This window comes from Desulfococcus sp. (assembly GCF_050178255.1).
GTDB lineage: Bacteria > Desulfobacterota > Desulfobacteria > Desulfobacterales > Desulfococcaceae > Desulfococcus > Desulfococcus multivorans.
In genome coordinates this window covers 1-18,195 of record NZ_JBFXGG010000003.1, presented here as the reverse complement: position 1 = coordinate 18,195, position 18,195 = coordinate 1, and the positions used below count along the sequence as shown (strand labels likewise).

Here is an 18,195-nt window from a genome sequence, read left to right as displayed (position 1 = left end):
ATACGTCCGTGCCGCATCCTCCCTTCGATGTCAATCCCTCGGTTTCGATTTCAATGAATAACTCTAACACCCGGTTTCATCGCGGAGCGCCATCCTTAGCATACTTGGCGGCGCGATTCAATAACTTTGGCGGCATCCATAACGTCTGATAATGGATATTATGTAAACTTTTATCAGAAGGAGATTCATCCGCCCCTTTTCAGTTCCGCGATGTACTCCCGCATGAACGGCATCAGGTAGACTTCCTCGTTGGGCAACTCGGCCAGGCACTCACCCAGCAGCCGGATCTTTTCCCGCAGCGTCCGGTTCTTGTCGAGGATGAACATCTTTTTCCCCCTGACCGTACACAGACCGCTCTCCACGGGAATCCCGACGTTCCGGAAGCTTTTCTCGGCCACCAGAACCCCCAGCCGTTCCGCCGCCGTCTTCATGGCTTCAAACAACTGCTCCGACGTCATCTCCATGCCAACGCTCACTCCCGGCGACACCCGGCGCCCATAACCTGAGACCGCATTACATCTTGGTCATCTTGCCGGAAATCGGTCGGATTTGTCTTGAAAAAAAGCGATTCCATGTTATATTCCGGTTCAAAAAAGTGAGTGATCACGATTAACTTCAACAGGAGGAATCAATGCAGTATACTCATGAAAGAGCCTTACCGCAAGTCAGGGTCAATTCGTTCATCCAGAGCGTTTACAACTGGATGGCGGTCGGACTGGGGCTTACCGGTATCACCGCCTTCATGGTGGCGAACAGCCCGGCAATGATGCAACTTATTTTCGGAAACCGGCTGCTCTTTTTCGGCCTGATCATCGCGGAGCTCGTACTGGTCTTTTCCATCAGCGCGAGGGTCGGCAAGATGCAGGCATCCACGGCGACGGCGCTGTTCATCCTGTACGCGGTTCTGAACGGCCTGACGCTGTCGGTGATTTTTCTCGCCTACACGGCATCGTCCATTACATCGACCTTTTTTATCTGTGCCGGAACGTTTCTGGCGTGCAGCATTTACGGCATGATGACCAAGCGGGATCTCACGTCCATGGGCGGCTTCCTGATGATGGGGCTTATCGGCATCATCATCGCCTCGGTCGTGAACATGTTCGTGCAGAGCTCAGGGATGGCCATGGTCATCAGTTACATCGGCGTCCTGGTGTTTGTCGGTCTCACGGCGTACGACACCCAGAAGCTGAAACACATGGCCATGACCCAGCCCGACGGCCTTGACGGCGCCGTGCTGCGGAAAGGCGCCATCCTGGGCGCCCTCTCCCTCTATCTCGACTTCATCAACCTCTTTCTGATGCTGCTCAGGATTTTCGGCGGCAGCCGGGATTAAAGCGTCGCTTTCCGGGTCGGGGCATTCACCTTGACCCGATGACGGGAAATATCGCGATCCTCCGTGGCCCTGCCGCGGAGGATCCGCTGTTTTCATTCCCCGATGGCCGACTTCACCGCTTCCGTGATCCGGCTGCAATAGCGGCGGATCTCCTCCGCCGTCGGCCCTTCGATCATCACCCGGCAAAGCGGCTGGGTACCCGAATACCGAACCAGCACCCGTCCCTGATCCCCCAGCAGATTTTCCACCTCGGCAACGGCCTCGGCAATGGCGGGGATCGTTTCGATGGGCGGTTTGGCGGATACCGCCACGTTCATCAGGATCTGGGGATATACCGTTATCACCTGGGTCAGCCGCGACAAGGGTTTTCCCGAGTCCCGGATCACCTCCAGCAGCCGAAGGGCGGTCAGGATGCCGTCGCCCGTGGTATGGCGGTCGAGAAAAATCATGTGACCCGAATCCTCCCCGCCCAACACGGCCCCCGATCGACGCATCTCCCGGACGACGTGACGGTCCCCCACATCGGTTTTCCGGTGGACGATCCCCATTTCCCTGAAGGCCATGGCCAACCCGATATTGCTCATCACCGTGCTGACAACGAGCCCGTTGGCCAGTCTTCCCTTCTGTTTCAGATAAGCGCCGCACACGGCAAGCATCTGGTCGCCCGTGACCACCCCTCCCCTGTCGTCGACGGCGATCAGCCGGTCGCCGTCGCCGTCGAAGGCCAGGCCGACGTCCGCGCCCGTCGCGACAACGTGCTCGGCCAATCGCTCCGGATGCTGTGAGCCGCAGCCCTCGTTGATGTTCCGGCCGTCGGGAGCGATGAAAAGCGGCGTCACGTCCGCACCCAGCCTCCTGAAGACCGACGGCGCCACGCGAAACGTCGCGCCGTTCGAACAGTCCAGCACCAGCTTCATGCCCGCCAGTCCGAACCCGGCCGGGAGGGCTGACAGGAGGAACCGGGCGTACCGTTCCTCCGGATCGACCATGACGGCGTCGCCCCCCACGTCCTGAATGGACGCGCACAAATCCCTGAGATGATCTTCCCGTCCCAGAAGCGCCTCGATGTCGGCCTCGGCCTCGTCCGAAAGCTTGAACGCGTCGTTTCCAAAAATCTTGATCCCGTTGTCCTGAAAGGGGTTGTGGGAGGCTGAAATCATGACCCCGGCGTCGGCCTTGTCCAGGACCGTCAGGCACGCCACACCCGGCGTCGGCAGCACGCCGACCCGTACGGCCTCTCCCCCCGCGGAACAAATGCCCGACACCAGGGCATACTCCAGCATGGCGCCGGAAAGGCGCGTGTCCTTCCCGACGATGATTCTGGGACGACGTCCGCCGTTGGAAAAATAGGATGTCACCGCGCGACCGACGTTCAGCGCCGTTTCGCACGTCATCGGATACCGGTTGGCAACCCCGCGGATGCCGTCGGTGCCAAAAAGTTGACCCATATCAACCGACCTCTTTCTGATTCTCGGTTTGTCTTGAGATACAAACGCCATGTCATCCATCCCGGGGTCCGCTAATCCGAGGGCCCCATCTCGGGAATCACGGCCAGGACGCGATCCATCACGGCCGATGTAATCCCGTCCAGCCAATGCGTTCCCGCCCCTGCGGCGGATGGGCTCAGCGCCCGAATCGTGGCCACATAGTCCTTCCCCCAACGCGCCGCCGCTTCATCCAGACCCTCCAGGAACACGTTGCGAATCCGGTCGTCTCCGCCCCACTCCCGTGCTCTTTCGACGGTATCCGCCACCTCGGACCATCGTTCGAAAAACGCGCGCTTGTTCGCCACGAGCTGCGGGGAGGCCTTATCTCCGGCACTGGTCAGGTAAGCATCGATGGCGGCGGGCATTTTTTCCGCCAGCGCCCGCATCCGGGCCAGGCGCTCGTCAATGCCTGCATTGAGAACGGCGATCAGCCCGTCCAGCAGGGCCTGGGGAAAGTCTTCCGAGAGGAAGCGACTGCGGGCGAATCGATACCACTGCATCAGGGCCGTTAGATTGGCGATGTAATTCATATTGTTGACGAACACCCGCCGGATGCCGGGATAGGTTCCCGGTGCAAACGGAACGCTCATCCCCCGGGGCGCCCCGCCCACGAGGAGCCTGTCCGGACGCAATTCATCCTTGCGGTAGACGCAGCCGGCGGCGATCACCGTCCCGAAGGCCAGTCGGCAGGGCCCCACCAGCCCACCCTGCCCGCCCAGAAATATGGGGCGCTCCCGCAACATCACGCCGCGGGGAACATCCCCCAGAAGCGATGCCGTCGCCTTGTCCTGGTTGGGAGTGTAATTGAAGTGGATGTAGGCGCTGCCCACCTCGCTGTGGTCCTTTTTCCCCGTCCCGCCGGCCATCAGGCAGTCACAAAAATTGATGAGGCTGCCCAGGGTGACGAACGGGAACAGGATCGTCTGCTTCAGACCGACGGTGTGTGCGATGCTTGCCGATTCCTCGAGAATGGTTCCGCCGCGGACATGGGCGCCGGACCCGGCGGAAGCCCCTTTCAGAAATACCGCCCCGCTGTGATAACCGCCCTTGAGGCTGACCTCCGGACCAACGCGGCAGTTTTCCAGGGTTGTCGGCGCCTCGTAGCCGATCTCCGCACCCCGTAGAATCAAGGTCGACTCTCCGAATATTTTGGTGCCGCCCCAGAAGGTGACCCCTTCCCCCGATATCCTGTCGATATCGACCTCCGGCCCGATGATCACGCTGTCCGGATTGGGGATCTTCACACCCTTTTTCATCAACAGATCGACCTGTACGCGCTGTACGCGCTTTTCCTGAAGAGCCATCGTCGTCTACCTTTCTATCCACCGTTCAGCCCGCATTTCTCTCATCAGCAGGGCCCGGAGTTGGTGCTTCCGATATCAACACGCTGGTATTGCCGACACGGTGCTGCCCCCGGCGGCGGTTCGGCAAGGAGGGTTCCGGCCTCAACGCGCCGGATCGGGTGTTTCACCGCGGCTGTGAGCATCACGGCAAGAAAGCGCAAAAAGAGGAGTCCAAAGACCGGCGGTCCTGCAAAAAAAAGACGGGGAGGCAGATACTTATCGAAAAAACGGCAGACGCTCTTGTGAAACTCCCAAACGGACCGGACGGCACATTTTTCGCTGCTGCCGCCAATATAGTGATAGGCAACGGCTTTCGGACAATAGACGACCTTCCATCGGGCGGCCCACATTCGTCTGCACCAGTCCGCATCCTCCCAATACATGAAAAAGCGCTCATCCAGCATCCCCGTCTGCTCCACGGCTTTTTTTCGAACCACCATGCATGCCCCGGACACCCAGTCGACAGACATCGGGGTTTCGCCGTCGCAGCTCATGCTGAGAAGATTTCGCGAGGTGACGGGATTTTGCGGAAATCGTCTGGACAGATAGGATGAACGCCCAAAAAGAGCGGTGAGGGGGCTGGGGAACGCCCTTGCCGAATTCTGAAGCTTCCCGTCACGGTCCAGGATTTTCGGCCCCATTATGCCGACATCCCTGCGCCTGTCCATGAATTCGACGGCAGCATCCAGGAATCCTTCCTCGAGAACGGCATCCGGATTCAATAAAATCACATAATCGCCCTTACATCGGCAAAGCGCCTGATTCACCGCTCCGGCAAAACCGAGATTGACGATATTTTTGTGAAGCCTGACCAGAGGATAGCGGTCCGACACCCGGTCCACACCGTCCGTCGACCCATTGTCCTGGACGTATACGGTCACGCCAAACCTTTGGATGTCCGTGTAGAATGATGCTATACAGTTGAGCAGATGGTCGGTGCTGTTATAGTTTACAATAATGACGTCGATCATTGCCGCCTACTTTCAGGGTCCTTCAACGCGCTTGACAAAACGGGAAATCGACCCCGACACAAGCGTTTGGAACCGGGTTGTTGCCGCCGTCCCAAAGACTCTTCAATATCATGCCATATGCGCATTTCCTTCCGATGAAAAGCGCTCCGATCAACAGATAAACCGCCGCGAGTATACAAAAATGAATGCCGAGGGGTTTAACACGCCGCAGGCATGGATCGCGGATATCGCTTTGCCGGATCGGTTACATCGTAAACCGATGCGGTCGGGCACATCGGATCTTATGGCGTTTGGACCGGATTTTTCGCGGAAAAAATATACAGCGATCAGATATTGACCACAAAACGGACATGGGGTCAACCGCTAAAATGGCGCACCGGCCGCCCCGTCGGGGCGGCCGGTGCCGGTGAGGGGGAATGGATCCGATTATCCTTTGCTGCCGCTCGACGCATCGCTTTGACTGATACCGTCGCCTGTCCTTTCCGGTGCGTCGTTGCCCTCCACAATGATTCGATCCCTATTCAGGTCGAATAGTTTTTCGCCGATTCCCTTGACGTTCATCAACTCCTCCGGAGCGTTGAATCTTCCGACGCTGTCCCGATATTCAATGATTCTGGCCGCCGTTTTCAATCCAATCCTGTTCAGGCCGGCGAGTTCCTCTGCGGAAGCGGTATTGATGTTCACCTTGCCGGATTCACCCGCCCAAAGACAGGTCGAAAAACAAAGAATACATCCCATCACCATGACTGCCGCCGTCAAGACCTTGAACCGTTTCATACTTCCTCCTTATTCGTCCGGGTTGATTTCTCATCCGGCGGTGTCCTCGTTCGGAAAGTCGCCTTTCACGGCCGACCGCAGGATCGAGAAGACCGCCGCCACGACAAAAAATGAGAAAAGTTATATGAAATTTTGATACACCTATCCGGCATCCGTTTCAATCGGCAAAAATACCTATTTTCCGATAGGTAGTTCTGCCTATATAGCAGTCTGTTTTCTGACCGGATGCCGAAATCCGGATCAAATTTTTCAGAAAACCCGTCGGCGGTTGTTGACCGTCTCTTTCCTTAATGCTATAAATAAAATTATTGGATTACGGTTGCGTCTTTTGATCGCGATGCCTGATCATCGACGCATCGAACCCGGGAGGGACCTGGCTTGGCATTCGTCAATCTGAAAAACAGGGAAGTGCAGGCAAAAATCATCTACTATGGTCCGGGTCGCGGGGGAAAAACGACCAATCTCGAATATGTCTTTTCCAAATTCCGCCAACGCATCCAATCGGAGATGGTCAGCATCAAAACCCACGGCGATCGAACGCTTTTTTTCGATTTCCTGCCCTTCGACATCGGAAAAATAATGGGATATGATGTAAGAATTCAGCTGTATACCGTTCCCGGCCAGATCAAATACAACGCCACGAGGCGTCTCGTCCTCAAGGGCGTCGACGGCGTGGTTTTCGTGGCGGACTCCCGGGTGGAGCAGCGGCGGGACAACATGATCTCGCTCAAAAACCTGCAGGAAAACCTGGCTGTTTACAAAAAAAGCATATTCAAGATTCCCCTGGTGCTGCAATACAATAAAAGGGATTTGGAAAAAGAAGGGATCGCCGTCATGTCCTTCGAACAGATGGAAAAAGACCTGAACGGTCAACTGAAAGTCTCGTCGCTCGCTGCCAGCGCCCTTTCCGGAGAAAATGTGATCCCGACCCTCAAAAAGATCATCTCACTAACCATGACGTCCCTGCAAAGGACCCTAAAATAGGAGGGCAGGTCATTGACACCCGATTTCAATGAGGATCTGGCTTTCAGTTCGTATGCCTTCAGTCAGGAACAGCTCGAAACCATAGAGAGCATCATTCTCAAAGACCTCGTCGAGAGCGGCGCCCACAGTATATTGCTGATCGACCTGGCGGGCAATATCATCGCCAAGGCGGACAACGGCGAATGCGATCATGATTTATATTCCCTCGCGGCATTGGCCTCGGCCAATTTCGCCGCTGTCGACACCATGGCCAGGCTGATTGGAGAAAGTGAGTTTTCCCTTCTGTTTCATAAAGGGGAAAAGGAAAGTATCCACTTCAGCAAGGTCAAGAAGGATTTCCTGCTCATCTCCATTTTTGGGACAAGGGTCTCTCTGGGGTTGCTGCGATTGAAGGTTGCCGAAGCGATCGACAAAATCTCCGCCATCTGGGATTAACGGTCTGACCGCGATGGATCACGCAGTATCCAACGCCGCTTGAACAGGAGGATTACCATTGGCAATCGGTGATACGAGAAAAGTCGACGAAAACAGCATCACAGCCGAGGTCGACAGCCGTCTGGACGATCTGTTCGGAGAAGAAGAGAAGGACGTCACTGCCGGAGTTTCGCCGGATTGGATGGACTCGGATCGGAAGGAGAATGACGCCGAAGCCGTGAAACGACGTCCCGGAAAGGAATCGTTCGACAAAACGACGCCGTCCGCGGACGAGGTCGCGACGGTTGTCGAAAAATTCGACGCCGACCGGATCGAGCGATCCCCGATCAGAGACCTCAAGTCCATCATCATGTCCCTCGAATGGGAGATCACGGATTCGGTGATGGAAAAACTCGAAGCGGAGATCCTCAAGCTGGAATCCCTGTATCAGGGCGACAAGATCGTCCTGGCGTTCCTGCAACTTCTGGGGTCGTTGGGGAAATACATCCGGAAAAAGCTCGCCCGGGCCCATGTCGATGCCATTACCTTGCTGCATTCGGCTTATGAAAGCCTTGAACGGACGATACTCTCGGAAAACATGAGTGACGGCGCCAGGAAGAAACTCCTGATCACCCACGTCACCGGGTACAAAAAACTGAAGCGGGAGATTCAAGCCGCCGGAAAGCGCACTCACCATGTGCCCGCCGTTGCCGATGCAGCGGCGCCCCCGCCGCCCCGACCGACGGATGACGCATCTTTCGAGGCATCTCAAACGACAATGGATTTCAGGGATATGAGCCACATGGCCCAGGAGATTATCCTTGCCGCGCGCGAGATCCAGCAGACCCTTCAGCGTGAATTTGCGATGTTGAGAAGAGATATCCGGCGTTTGGTGGAAGAAAAAGAATAAAATCTTCTTTGCCGCTTCCGGTCACCGCGGCGCGCACCTTTCAGGGCACGCCGCGGGATTCAGGGCTTCGAAGAGGCGTCTTATTGCGCTTTGCGGTCGGATTCGGAGACGAGTTCCCCGTCGGGGTTCCGGATCATCATGGTCGAGGGGTCCAATGCGAGTTCCACGATCTCGGATGCCGGCGGTCCGCCCTTGAGGGCTTTCACATAGATCTCCTTTCCGTCCGGCTGAAGCTCGATAATCACATCGAAAAGGTCCTCGATGCCGGTCATCGGGATAGGAATCGCGCCGGGTCCGGACGGCTCATGGCGATGGGTCTTCACCGTAAACCAGACGCCGACCCCCAGATTCCGGGCAGCGGCCTTGAGATCCAGAAAGGTCTTCCGGCCCATCTCCTCGAAGGGAAGCCCGTCGATCAGGATCATCTGCGGCAGAAAGATTCCCTGCTCCGAGAGGTCGTTGATGCGCTCCTCCAGTTTCGGGACGCTGAAACCGTCCACCTTGAAGGTCATGATGAAGCGCCTGGGCAGGATGACCTCCCAAAAGGGGTCCGCCTGTTTGATATGATTGCGTTGGGCGATATTCCGGAAAACCTGTTCATACCACAGGCAGACCTTTTCCACAGGTTCATCGATGCTGATGTGAAGAACGTTCTTGTCCCGCAGCAGCTTGTCAATGGCGATCTGGACCAGAAACGCGGTTTTGCCGACCCCGGCGTGGGCCGTCAATGCGCCGAATCCCCCATCGGAAAGAACATCTTCGGACGAATAACCCATCATTTTAAGTGGATTACGCCGGATGATTTCTTTTTTTTCCATGTTGAAGTTCCTTTCCCTCAAATAAATGACCCTGGCCGACGATACCGTTCGGCGGATCTCAGGCAGCATTCTTTTTATCTTTGGCAAGCTTCTTGACCAACTCGTCCGCAACGCCCTTGGGAATTTGTTTGTAGGCGGAGAACTCCATTGTGAACTGGGCCTTTCCCTGGGTCGACGATCGAAGGACGGTCGAAAAACCGAACATTTCCGACAGCGGCACCTGGGCCTCGATAACGCACATGGGACCTTCATCCTGGGATCCGACGATAATGCCCCGCCGCTGGTTCAACAGCCCCATCACCGCCCCCTGGAACTCGGTGGGGGTTTCGACGACCACTTTCATGACGGGCTCGTGAATGACGGGGGCCGCCTTGGCATAGGCCTCCAGAAAGGCGCCGCGTGCGGCAGCCTGGAAGGCCATATCGGAGGAGTCCACCGAATGGGATGCCCCGTCGTTGATGACGATCTTGACACCGGTCACCGGAAACTCCATCTTGGGCCCTTTCTCGAGACAGGCCCGAAAACCCTTTTCACAGGCAGGGATGAACTGGGTCGGAATCGATCCGCCGGTCACCTGGTTGTCGAACACGAATTCCTCGTCCACGGGCTCCATATAGCCCGCCACCCGGCCGTACTGGCCGGACCCGCCGGTCTGCTTTTTGTGGATGTAGTTGAACTCGGCCGTCCGCGTGATGGTCTCCCGGTAGGCGACCCTCGGCTGCCCGGTCTCCACCTCGGCCTTGTATTCCCGACGCATCCGCTCGATGTAGACATCGAGATGCAGCTCACCCATGCCGGAGATGATGGTGTCCCCCGTCTCATCGTCCACGTAGGTCTTGAAGGTGGGATCTTCTTTGGTAAACCGGTTGAGGGCCTTGGACATGTTGATCTGGGATTTGTTGTCCCTGGGCACGATAGCCAGCGAGATCACCGGCGCCGGGACAAACATGGAGGTCATCGTCAGGCTGAGTCCCGGGGATGTAAACGTGTCGCCCGAGGCGCAGTCGATCCCGAAAAGGGCACCGATGTATCCGGCCGGGATGGACTCGATATCCTCCATCTGATTGGCGTGCATCCTCACGACCCTGCCGACCTTGACCTTTTTGCCGGTCCGGACGTTGACGATGGTGTTCCCCTTGCCGAGGACACCCTGGTAAACGCGGATATAGGTCAGCTGGCCGTACTGCCCGTCCTCCAGCTTGAAGGCGAGCGCCACGATGGGATCGTTGGGATTGTTGCTCAGGGCAACGATCGCCTCGTCCTTTTCCATGTCCAGGGCCTCGTTGACGACGTCGGCAGGGCACGGCAACAGCCGCGTGACGCCGTTCAACAGAGGCTGGACGCCTTTGTTCTTGTAGGCCGAGCCCATAAAAACGGGCGTCAGTTCCCGCTTGAGTACGCCCTGTCTGACGGCGTCCAGAAGCAGATCTTCAGGGATGTCCCGCTCCTCGAGAATGGCCTCGGTCAATTCATCGGAGAACATGGACGCGGCGTCGACAAGAATCTCGCGTTTCTCCTCGGCCTCTTCCCGCAATGCCGTCGGCACCGCCTCGACCCGAACCGTTTCGCCGTTGTCGCCGTCAAAATAGACGGCCTTCATGGAGACCAGGTCCACCACACCGTTGAATTTGGCCTCCATCCCGATGGGGATCTGCATCGCCACCGCGTTGTGTCCCAGCTTTTCCCGAAGCTGTTGAATAACGCGGAACGGATTTCCGCCGCTGCGATCGCACTTGTTCACGAAGGCGATGCAGGGGACCTTGTATCGCTTCATCTGCTGATCCACGGTGATGGACTGGGACTGAACTCCGCCGACGGCGCAGAGCACCAGGACGGCCCCGTCCAGCACCCTGAGAGACCGCTCGACCTCGATGGTGAAGTCGACGTGCCCGGGGGTATCGATGATATTGATCTCATGGCCTTTCCATTCGCAGAACGTGGCGGCGGAGGCGATGGTGATGCCGCGCTCCTTTTCGAGCTCCATGGAGTCCATGGTGGCGCCGACGCCGTCCTTGCCCTTGACGTCGTGAATGGCGTGAATGCGCTGAGTATAAAAGAGTATCCGTTCGGTCAGCGTGGTCTTTCCCGAATCGATGTGGGCACTGATACCGATATTCCGGACTTTTTGTATATCGCTATGCATGGTGATGGTCCCTTTACTGAGGTTTTAATGTGTCTTATTTTGAATGTATCTTATATTGAATATAACGGCAAAACGCCGAAAATCATCCGGCCGATCCCCCCGAAATAACCGTGAGGGGTCGCCGGGTCGGTATCGCCGCTCTCTGGATGCTGCCGGGTAGAAACTGTGGTTTGTGAAATTCCTCTGTCGCGGGGGGAGCGCTGGGTCAACAAAGAGGCGTCTTCGCGAGCGTAAACAACTTAATTTCCAGTTGCGGCAATGTCAATACGATGCATGGGAAACACTGCTGTCCATTCGTTTACGAACCAGAGACAACACAACAAAATAAAAGAGGCGCCACTCTTAAAGTGCGCCTTTTTTATCTTGCTGGTGCCGAAGGGGAGACTCGAACTCCCACTGCCGTACGGCAACTAGACCCTGAACCTAGCGCGTCTACCAGTTCCGCCACTTCGGCTCGACGTTAACCAACCTTGAAAAGAAAGATTGATTTCGTTCGTGTTGTGCGGTATATATACGGTTTCGAATTTGATGTCAAGCCAATTTTTAAAGGAAATCGAAATTACGATGAAGCTTATTGAAGGCATAGACAACATAGCGAATCCTTTTCCAAATGCAGTGATCACAATCGGAAATTTTGACGGGGTTCACCTTGGACATCAGGCCCTTTTCCACGAGGTCATCGAAAAAGCCGTGGAAATCGACGGCACCTCTGTTGCCATGACCTTCGAACCGCATCCGATCCGGGTGCTGCACCAGAACAGCCATCCGCCGCTCATCACCCTGTATGAGCAGAAGGTCGAGCTCATCGAACGGACGGGCATCGACGTGCTCGTTTGTGTCCCCTTCACCCGGGAGTTCGCATCCATTCCCGCCGAAGCGTTCCTCGAGGACATCCTGATCCGCCGCATCGGCATGAAGGCCTTTATTGTGGGCGGCGACTACGCCTTTGGCCGGAACCGCGAAGGCAATCTCGAATTTTTGAAAGCCCGGGCCGCCACCCATCGCTTCGAACTGATCGTTGCCGACTGGATACAGACGCAATCCAACGGCAAGTCGAGAATCAGCAGCACCCGTATCCGGGAGCTGGTGACGGCGGGCGACGTGACGGGGGCGGAGAAGCTTCTGGGACGTCACTATCAGATCCGTGGAACGGTCGAGCGCGGCCGCAATCGGGGAGGAAAGCTGCTGGGTTTTCCAACGGCCAACATCAAGCTCTACGATGAACTCGCCCCCAGGACGGGCGTCTATGCCGTCACCGTGGCGTGTCGGGACGGCCGGTACAAAGGGGTCGCCAACATCGGATACAGCCCCACCTTCGACGACCACGTCTTCACGGTGGAAGTCCATATCCTCGATTTCGACCGCGACATCTACGGCGAGAAAATACGCGTGAACTTCATCGAGCGCATTCGGGATGAAATCAAGTTTTCCGGGATAGAGGCGCTCTCCCGACAGATCCGTCGCGATGTCGAAACCGCCCGCAACATGATCTCGTTGTAACCACTGCATCCCCCGTCATGTTCCGCGCCGGTGGTGATCGATCCGCTTGTCGTTGATTTCATGGCGATTCAGCTTTTCCGGCCATGAAACCTTTCACATCCGAATTTAATGATTACAATAAAAATTTGGAGACACGCGCAACAGATCTGCCGTTACGGACGGCCGCCGGATGCGGGTTGATCGACCCGCCCACGACGGTCATCCCCAATATGAACCCTTCACCGCGAGTATCCTGCAATGACACAAAAAGCGACACTATATATACCCACAAGGAAGACGGACGTCATGGAACCTCTGGAAATTGTCACCTACCCCGACAAATTCCTCAAGCAGCCGACCAAACCGGTGGAGAACATCGACGGCGAGTTGCAGAACCTGATCGATCGAATGGCGCATACCATGTTCGCGGCGCCGGGGGTCGGCCTCGCCGCCATTCAGGTCGGACACGACAAGAGCCTGATCGTTTATGACGGCAACCCCGGGGAGGACCGGCCGTCGCTTCAGGTGCTGATCAACCCGAGGATTGTCGAGGCACAGGGCACGATCATCTCGGAAAACGAGGGATGCCTGAGCGTCCCCGACTTCAGGGCCGACGTGAAACGCAACGCCGCCGTCGTGGTGGAAGGGGTGGACCGGGACGGCAAGCCCGTCCGGATCGAACGGGACGACTTTCTGGCGGTCGTTCTTCAGCACGAGATCGACCATCTCAACGGCGTCCTGTTCATCGACCGGATCAGCGCCCTGAAGCGGCAGCTTTACCGGAAAAGAATCCTGAAACAGATCAGGCACAATGAATAAACCCATCGACATCGTCTTTATGGGCACCCCTGATTTCGCCGTGCCCGCTTTGAAAAAACTGGGCGGCAGCGGCCGGAGTGTCAGCCTGGTGGTGACCCAGCCGGACCGCCCGAAAGGGCGGGGCCGAAAGGTCCAGCCGCCGCCGGTGAAAAAGGCGGCGTTGACGCTGGGCTATGACGTGAGTCAACCCGGATCGATGCGGGAACCGGCCTTTCTCGATCGCCTGGCCGGGATCCGGCCGGACATCATCGTGGTCATCGCCTACGGCCGGATTCTTCCCAAGTCCCTCCTGGACCTGCCGCGGTTCGGCTGCATCAATATCCATGGCTCCCTCCTGCCCAGGTACCGGGGACCCGCGCCGATCCAATGGGCCGTCATCAACGGCGAAACGGAAACCGGCGTGACCGCCATGCAGATGAATGAGGGGTTGGACACGGGCGATATCCTGCTGACGGCCAAAACCCCGATCCTGCCCGACGACACCGCCGGCACCCTCCACGACCGGCTGGCTGAAATGGGGGCGACGCTGCTGCTGGAAACCATAGACAGGATCGAGACGGGCCGGATTCGCCCCGTACCCCAGGATCCGGATCTTGCCACCTATGCCCCCCTCCTCCGGAAGACGGACGGTCATATCGACTGGTCCCGGGACGCCGAGGCCATCGACCACCTTGTCCGGGGCATGGATCCCTGGCCCGGTACATTTACCTTTCTGGAGGATAAGCGCCTCAAGATCTTCAAGGTCCGGACGGTCCCGAACGATCCCTCCGATTCGGGAGCGGCCCCCGGCACCGTCATCAGAAGCTTTCCCGGAGAGCTGCGCGTGGCCGCCGGCAGCGGCGTCATTTCCGTTCTGGAATTGCAGGGTGCTTCCGGAAAACGTCTGACCGTCCAGGATTTCCTGAGGGGGTGCCCGATCCCGCCGGGAAAATTGCTGACCTGATTGAATTCCAGGTCCGGCCCCATATCCCGATCACTTTCTCCCAATCGCTTTCCAAGGATCCGACATGTCCCATGAAACCGGCCGGAAAATTCCGAACCGCCGCCCGAAACCCCGGCATCCCGCACCGGTTCCCCCTCGAAAACGCGCAACCGCCGCCGTCAATGCCCTGGGCACGCCCAGGGGTGCGGCATGGACGATTCTTAAGCGTCTCGATGCGGAGCGGCGACCTCTGGATGCGGTGCTGGACGCCTTTTTCGAAACGGCTCCCCCCATGGACCGGCGCGACCGCAACCTGATCCACGCCCTTGTCTTCGGGGTGCAGCGGCATCGGGCCGCCCTGGATCACGTCATCGATCATCTCTCCAGGACGCCCTTGGCGAAACTGGATCCGGACGTACTCAATCTCCTCAGAATCGGTCTGTTCCAGATTCTCCACATGGACCGCATCCCGGATTCCGCCGCCGTAAACACCGCCGTCGACATCGCCAAGGCCTTCGCTCCGCCGTGGATCGCCGGTTTCGTGAACGGCCTGCTCCGCTCGGCGATCCGGTCCCGCGGAAAGATCCCCTTTCCGGACATGGAGACCGACCCGGTCCGGGCTCTGGCAAAGGGAAAGTCTTTTCCCCCTTGGCTCATCCGGCGATGGCTGAAGCGTTGGGGCACGGCGGATGCCGCCAGTCTCTGCGACGCCTTCAACCGGATCCCGCCCCTCACCCTCCGGGTCAACACCCTCCGGACGACCCGGGAAGGGCTTCTCTCGGCCCTGGCCCCGGAGGTCGACACCGCCCGACCGACGGCCGTATCTCCTGACGGGGTGGTCATCCAGGGCCTTGGCACCACAGTTTCCGACCTGTCGGCATTTCGCTCGGGCCTGTTTCAGGTGCAGGACGAGGCGGCCCAGCTGGTCTCCCGGTTCCTGGGCCCCCGGCCCGGAGAGACGGTGCTGGACGCCTGTGCCGGCCTCGGCGGCAAAACCGGCCACCTGGCCGGACTGATGGAGAACCGGGGTCAAATCCTTGCCTTGGATGTCGACGCCCGGAAGCTGGAGGGCCTTGCCGCGGAGTGTGTCCGCCTGGGCATTGCCATTACGACCCCTGTCCACAGCGATCTCGATGCGGACCTGCCGCCGGACTGGAGGGACCGCTTCGACCGGATTCTCGTCGACGCGCCCTGCTCCGGGCTGGGGGTGCTCGGCCGAAACCCGGATGCACGATGGTCCGCCGCCAAGGAAAACCTCGACGGCTATCGCAAGCGGCAGCTCCGGTTTCTGAGCCGTCTCGCGCCCCTGGTGAAGCCCCTGGGGATTCTGGGCTATACGGTCTGCTCCATGGAACCCGAGGAGACCGACGCCGTGGCGGAGGCCTTCCTCGAAAAGCATCCCCACTTCAGGGTCCGTATGGATGCCGAGCATCTGACCGCCGGCATGCGCGCCCTGATCACGCCGGAGGGCTGTCTCAGGACCTTTCCCCATCGGGACGGCATGGACGGTTTTTTTTCGGTTTGCTTCGTTCGGAAAATGTGATAGCGGAAACGCCGCAAAGATTGATCACGCAAAGGCGCAAAGAAAGACGTAGAAAAATAAAAATCTGCGGCTTATGTCCTGGCGGCTTTGCGGCTTGGCGTGGGACCTCGATGCAGCAGTTGCTCACGCAAAGGCGCAAAGACGCAAAGGAAAAGGAGATACCTTTATGAAGTTGATTGCACCATCGATTCTGTCGGCGGACTTTACCCGGCTGGGCGAGGAGATAAAGGCTGTCGAGACGGCCGGCGCAGACTGGATTCATATCGATGTCATGGACGGCCACTTCGTTCCCAACATCACCATGGGGCCCATCGTCGTGGAGGCGGCCCGGAAGTCGACCCGGCTGCCCTTGGACGTCCACCTGATGATCGAAAATCCGGACGCCTATATTCAGGATTTCGCCAGGGCCGGCGCGGACTGGATCTCCGTCCAGGTGGAGACCTGCGTCCATCTCAACCGTACGATTCAGCTCATCAGGGAGACCGGCGCAAAGGCGGGCGTGGTGCTCAATCCCGCGACCCCCCTCTCCGCGGTGGAGTGGGTGTTGGCGGATGTGGACTACATCCTGGTCATGAGCGTCAACCCCGGCTTCGGGGGTCAGAAATTCATCGAGAACAGCCTGGAGCGGATCCGCCGCATCCGCGGCATGATCGATGCGGCCGTGCCCGAGACCCAGACCCGCCCCCTCATCCAGATCGACGGCGGGGTCAACCGCGCCACCATCGCCCGGATCGCGGCCGCGGGCGTGGATGTCTTCGTGGCCGGCTCGGCTGTTTTCGGCAGCCCCGACTACAAAAAGACCATCGACGACTTCCGAGCGAAAATCGACGCCGCCTGACAGCGGACGCACGTCCCAGGAAATTTCCGCTGTTCCCGCCGCCGCCTTTCGGCGGTTGACCCCCGGGGCCTGTTTTCCCGTCAGCGTCAGCCGCTAGGGTGCGGCCAGGGCCAACAGGCCGTAGCGGTGGTGGGAATGGACCAGTGTGGTGCGGGATCTTAAAAACCCCTCCAGAAGAAGCCTTTTCTCCTTTGGCCAATCCTCGATCACCCAGCGGTTGAAGATGTCGGACTGAAGCATGATATGGGTGATGCCCATGGCCCGGAGCCGCTCGAGCATCGCCCCGGGGGTCTCCGATTCGCCCGCGACTTTCATGAGGAGGCTCGCGGCGCCTTCGCCGTCCAGCTGGTAAGGCCGGTCGAGATAGTAGCCCCGTTTGCCCATGAAGACGAAAAGGATCCGGGCATCGGCCGGCAAGTGATGGTTGGCGTATTGCATCACGGGGTACTCCGGCCGGTATCGGGTGATATAGGCGTCCCGATCGACCTCCCCGCTCAGGTAGGAGAGGGGATCCACCACCCGGAACTGGGTCAGGACGTACTGGGCGTTCAATCCGAAACAGACCGTCAGGGCCGCGCCGGCGATGACGGGGACCAACCGACGGCTTTCGACAAAAGTCCTCTCCAGAAAATCCATGCTGTTTTTCATCCCGAAGACCGACAGAATCACCAGGGGCGGAACCATGGGAACGAGATACCGGATCCGCAGCACCGTGCTGAAGACCGCCGCCAGGAAATAGAGCACTGAAAAGGCCAGGAGGATTTTTTTCTGTCCGGATATCCACGTTTCCTTCTCCCCTCCCCTCGAATCCGACGAACCCATGGCCTCCGAAGAATCCGACCGTCCGGAAGGACGCCCTTTCCCGCTCATGCCGACAAAGGCCAACACCGTGAACATCAGCAGAAACGGATTGAGCCGGCCGTCAAAATATTGGCCGCTGCCGTCCTTCCCCTGGAAAAAGATCCTCACGGGCAACAGCAGGACCTGCCCTTCACTCTCCTGGTACATGGCGCTGCGATGGGTAAAGATTCGCCTGAACGCTCCGGGCTTCCGTTTCGGCCCGGGATCGGCGGCAACCGTTTCCGGCGGGTTGAAGACGCTGTTGTAAAGGGGATAGACAGGGTTGCCCTTCCAGATCCAGTTCCGGATCATCCATGGGGAGAAGACCGACGCCGCCACGGCGAGAAAGAGCACCCCGAAGCCGACGGATTTCCAAAGGCGATGCCGCCGATTCCGTCGATCCTGTCCGTGGACCGCGTAAATCCAGGGCACAATCAACGTCAGCAGACAGCAGACCACCAGGCCGTTGTATTTGGTGCCCATGGCCAGGCCGCAACATACGGCCGAACCCGTCAGGCTCCCGAACCCGAAGCCGGTCTCCATCCACCGGAAGAGAAGCAGTAGGGCCGCCGTG

The 18,195-nt window shown here is 58.3% G+C and carries 17 protein-coding genes and 1 tRNA gene; 9 read left to right on the top strand and 9 right to left on the bottom strand.

Going from position 1 to position 18,195, the window contains the following annotated elements:
• Positions 1–185 precede the first annotated feature (185 nt).
• Positions 186–464: a hypothetical protein gene (locus tag AB7S84_RS01490; protein WP_428152787.1), complete on the bottom strand. Its 279-nt coding sequence runs from the start codon at positions 462–464 to the stop codon at positions 186–188.
• A 167-nt stretch (positions 465–631) separates the two neighbouring features.
• Here AB7S84_RS01490 and AB7S84_RS01485 point away from each other — a divergent pair, with 167 nt between their 5' ends.
• Positions 632–1,333 (top strand): Bax inhibitor-1/YccA family protein, encoded by a 702-nt coding sequence (locus AB7S84_RS01485; RefSeq protein ID WP_020877540.1) that lies wholly within the window; start codon positions 632–634, stop codon positions 1,331–1,333.
• Between the two features lie 92 nt (positions 1,334–1,425).
• Here AB7S84_RS01485 and glmM read toward each other — a convergent pair whose 3' ends face one another.
• The 4 genes from glmM to AB7S84_RS01465 all read right to left on the bottom strand — a co-directional run bounded on the left by glmM (position 1,426) and on the right by AB7S84_RS01465 (position 5,911).
• A complete protein-coding gene (glmM, locus tag AB7S84_RS01480; RefSeq protein WP_020877539.1) occupies positions 1,426–2,781 on the bottom strand; it encodes a phosphoglucosamine mutase in 1,356 nt (451 codons plus the stop codon).
• Between the two features lie 71 nt (positions 2,782–2,852).
• A complete protein-coding gene (locus AB7S84_RS01475) occupies positions 2,853–4,124 on the bottom strand; it encodes a UDP-N-acetylglucosamine pyrophosphorylase (protein ID WP_020877538.1) in 1,272 nt (423 codons plus the stop codon).
• A 44-nt stretch (positions 4,125–4,168) separates the two neighbouring features.
• Positions 4,169–5,134, bottom strand: a complete 966-nt coding sequence (locus AB7S84_RS01470) for a glycosyltransferase family 2 protein (protein WP_020877537.1) — start codon at positions 5,132–5,134, stop codon at positions 4,169–4,171.
• Between the two features lie 426 nt (positions 5,135–5,560).
• Positions 5,561–5,911: a ComEA family DNA-binding protein gene (locus AB7S84_RS01465; protein ID WP_020877536.1), complete on the bottom strand. Its 351-nt coding sequence runs from the start codon at positions 5,909–5,911 to the stop codon at positions 5,561–5,563.
• A gap of 378 nt (positions 5,912–6,289) precedes the next feature.
• On the opposite strand from AB7S84_RS01465, the gene AB7S84_RS01460 reads away from it, so the two are divergent.
• From AB7S84_RS01460 to AB7S84_RS01450, 3 genes are read left to right on the top strand one after another with little or no spacing between them, the layout of a single operon-like run.
• Positions 6,290–6,895, top strand: a complete 606-nt coding sequence (locus tag AB7S84_RS01460) for a GTP-binding protein (RefSeq protein ID WP_020877535.1) — start codon at positions 6,290–6,292, stop codon at positions 6,893–6,895.
• Between the two features lie 12 nt (positions 6,896–6,907).
• The gene (locus tag AB7S84_RS01455; protein ID WP_020877534.1) at positions 6,908–7,330 is read left to right on the top strand and encodes a roadblock/LC7 domain-containing protein; all 423 of its coding nucleotides are present in this window, start codon (positions 6,908–6,910) and stop codon (positions 7,328–7,330) included.
• 58 nt (positions 7,331–7,388) lie between these two features.
• Complete coding sequence (locus AB7S84_RS01450; RefSeq protein WP_428152786.1) at positions 7,389–8,219, top strand: hypothetical protein; 831 nt, start codon at positions 7,389–7,391, stop codon at positions 8,217–8,219.
• Positions 8,220–8,299: 80 nt separating this feature from the next.
• Here the strand turns inward: AB7S84_RS01450 and AB7S84_RS01445 are convergent, their stop codons facing one another.
• From AB7S84_RS01445 to AB7S84_RS01435, 3 genes are all read right to left on the bottom strand, one after another.
• Positions 8,300–9,037, bottom strand: a complete 738-nt coding sequence (locus AB7S84_RS01445; protein WP_020877532.1) for a hypothetical protein — start codon at positions 9,035–9,037, stop codon at positions 8,300–8,302.
• Between the two features lie 58 nt (positions 9,038–9,095).
• A complete protein-coding gene (gene fusA / locus AB7S84_RS01440; protein ID WP_428152785.1) occupies positions 9,096–11,180 on the bottom strand; it encodes an elongation factor G in 2,085 nt (694 codons plus the stop codon).
• A gap of 367 nt (positions 11,181–11,547) precedes the next feature.
• A tRNA-Leu gene (locus AB7S84_RS01435) sits at positions 11,548–11,634 on the bottom strand.
• A 110-nt stretch (positions 11,635–11,744) separates the two neighbouring features.
• On the opposite strand from AB7S84_RS01435, the gene AB7S84_RS01430 reads away from it, so the two are divergent.
• The 5 genes from AB7S84_RS01430 (at position 11,745) to rpe (ending at position 16,781) form a co-directional block, all read left to right on the top strand.
• On the top strand, positions 11,745–12,680 hold the full coding sequence (locus AB7S84_RS01430) for a bifunctional riboflavin kinase/FAD synthetase (protein ID WP_428152784.1): 936 nt from the start codon (positions 11,745–11,747) through the stop codon (positions 12,678–12,680).
• A 285-nt stretch (positions 12,681–12,965) separates the two neighbouring features.
• A complete protein-coding gene (gene def, locus AB7S84_RS01425) occupies positions 12,966–13,478 on the top strand; it encodes a peptide deformylase (RefSeq protein WP_428152783.1) in 513 nt (170 codons plus the stop codon).
• Entirely contained in the window at positions 13,471–14,421 is a 951-nt protein-coding gene (gene fmt / locus AB7S84_RS01420; RefSeq protein ID WP_428152782.1) for a methionyl-tRNA formyltransferase, read from the top strand. The genes def and fmt overlap by 8 nt, the downstream gene beginning before the upstream one ends.
• A 64-nt stretch (positions 14,422–14,485) precedes the next feature.
• On the top strand, positions 14,486–15,943 hold the full coding sequence (rsmB, locus tag AB7S84_RS01415; RefSeq protein WP_428152781.1) for a 16S rRNA (cytosine(967)-C(5))-methyltransferase RsmB: 1,458 nt from the start codon (positions 14,486–14,488) through the stop codon (positions 15,941–15,943).
• 166 nt (positions 15,944–16,109) lie between these two features.
• On the top strand, positions 16,110–16,781 hold the full coding sequence (gene rpe, locus AB7S84_RS01410) for a ribulose-phosphate 3-epimerase (protein ID WP_020877526.1): 672 nt from the start codon (positions 16,110–16,112) through the stop codon (positions 16,779–16,781).
• A 93-nt stretch (positions 16,782–16,874) separates the two neighbouring features.
• On the opposite strand, the gene AB7S84_RS01405 is transcribed toward rpe, so the two are convergent.
• The coding region (locus AB7S84_RS01405) for a hypothetical protein (protein WP_428152780.1) at positions 16,875–18,195 on the bottom strand (1,321 nt) is incomplete at its 5' end.

Excerpts from the sequence above, each read along its gene's own strand:
- AB7S84_RS01475 (WP_020877538.1), bottom strand. The coding sequence starts at position 4,124 with ATGGCTCTTCAGGAAAAGCGCGTACAGCGCGTACAGGTCGATCTGTTG.
- def (WP_428152783.1), top strand. The coding sequence starts at position 12,966 with ATGGAACCTCTGGAAATTGTCACCTACCCCGACAAATTCCTCAAGCAG.
- rpe (WP_020877526.1), top strand. The coding sequence starts at position 16,110 with ATGAAGTTGATTGCACCATCGATTCTGTCGGCGGACTTTACCCGGCTG.
- AB7S84_RS01465 (WP_020877536.1), bottom strand. The coding sequence starts at position 5,911 with ATGAAACGGTTCAAGGTCTTGACGGCGGCAGTCATGGTGATGGGATGT.
- AB7S84_RS01470 (WP_020877537.1), bottom strand. The coding sequence starts at position 5,134 with ATGATCGACGTCATTATTGTAAACTATAACAGCACCGACCATCTGCTC.
- AB7S84_RS01430 (WP_428152784.1), top strand. The coding sequence starts at position 11,745 with ATGAAGCTTATTGAAGGCATAGACAACATAGCGAATCCTTTTCCAAAT.
- glmM (WP_020877539.1), bottom strand. The coding sequence starts at position 2,781 with ATGGGTCAACTTTTTGGCACCGACGGCATCCGCGGGGTTGCCAACCGG.
- fmt (WP_428152782.1), top strand. The coding sequence starts at position 13,471 with ATGAATAAACCCATCGACATCGTCTTTATGGGCACCCCTGATTTCGCC.
- rsmB (WP_428152781.1), top strand. The coding sequence starts at position 14,486 with ATGTCCCATGAAACCGGCCGGAAAATTCCGAACCGCCGCCCGAAACCC.
- AB7S84_RS01490 (WP_428152787.1), bottom strand. The coding sequence starts at position 464 with ATGGAGATGACGTCGGAGCAGTTGTTTGAAGCCATGAAGACGGCGGCG.
- fusA (WP_428152785.1), bottom strand. The coding sequence starts at position 11,180 with ATGCATAGCGATATACAAAAAGTCCGGAATATCGGTATCAGTGCCCAC.
- AB7S84_RS01485 (WP_020877540.1), top strand. The coding sequence starts at position 632 with ATGCAGTATACTCATGAAAGAGCCTTACCGCAAGTCAGGGTCAATTCG.
- AB7S84_RS01445 (WP_020877532.1), bottom strand. The coding sequence starts at position 9,037 with ATGGAAAAAAAAGAAATCATCCGGCGTAATCCACTTAAAATGATGGGT.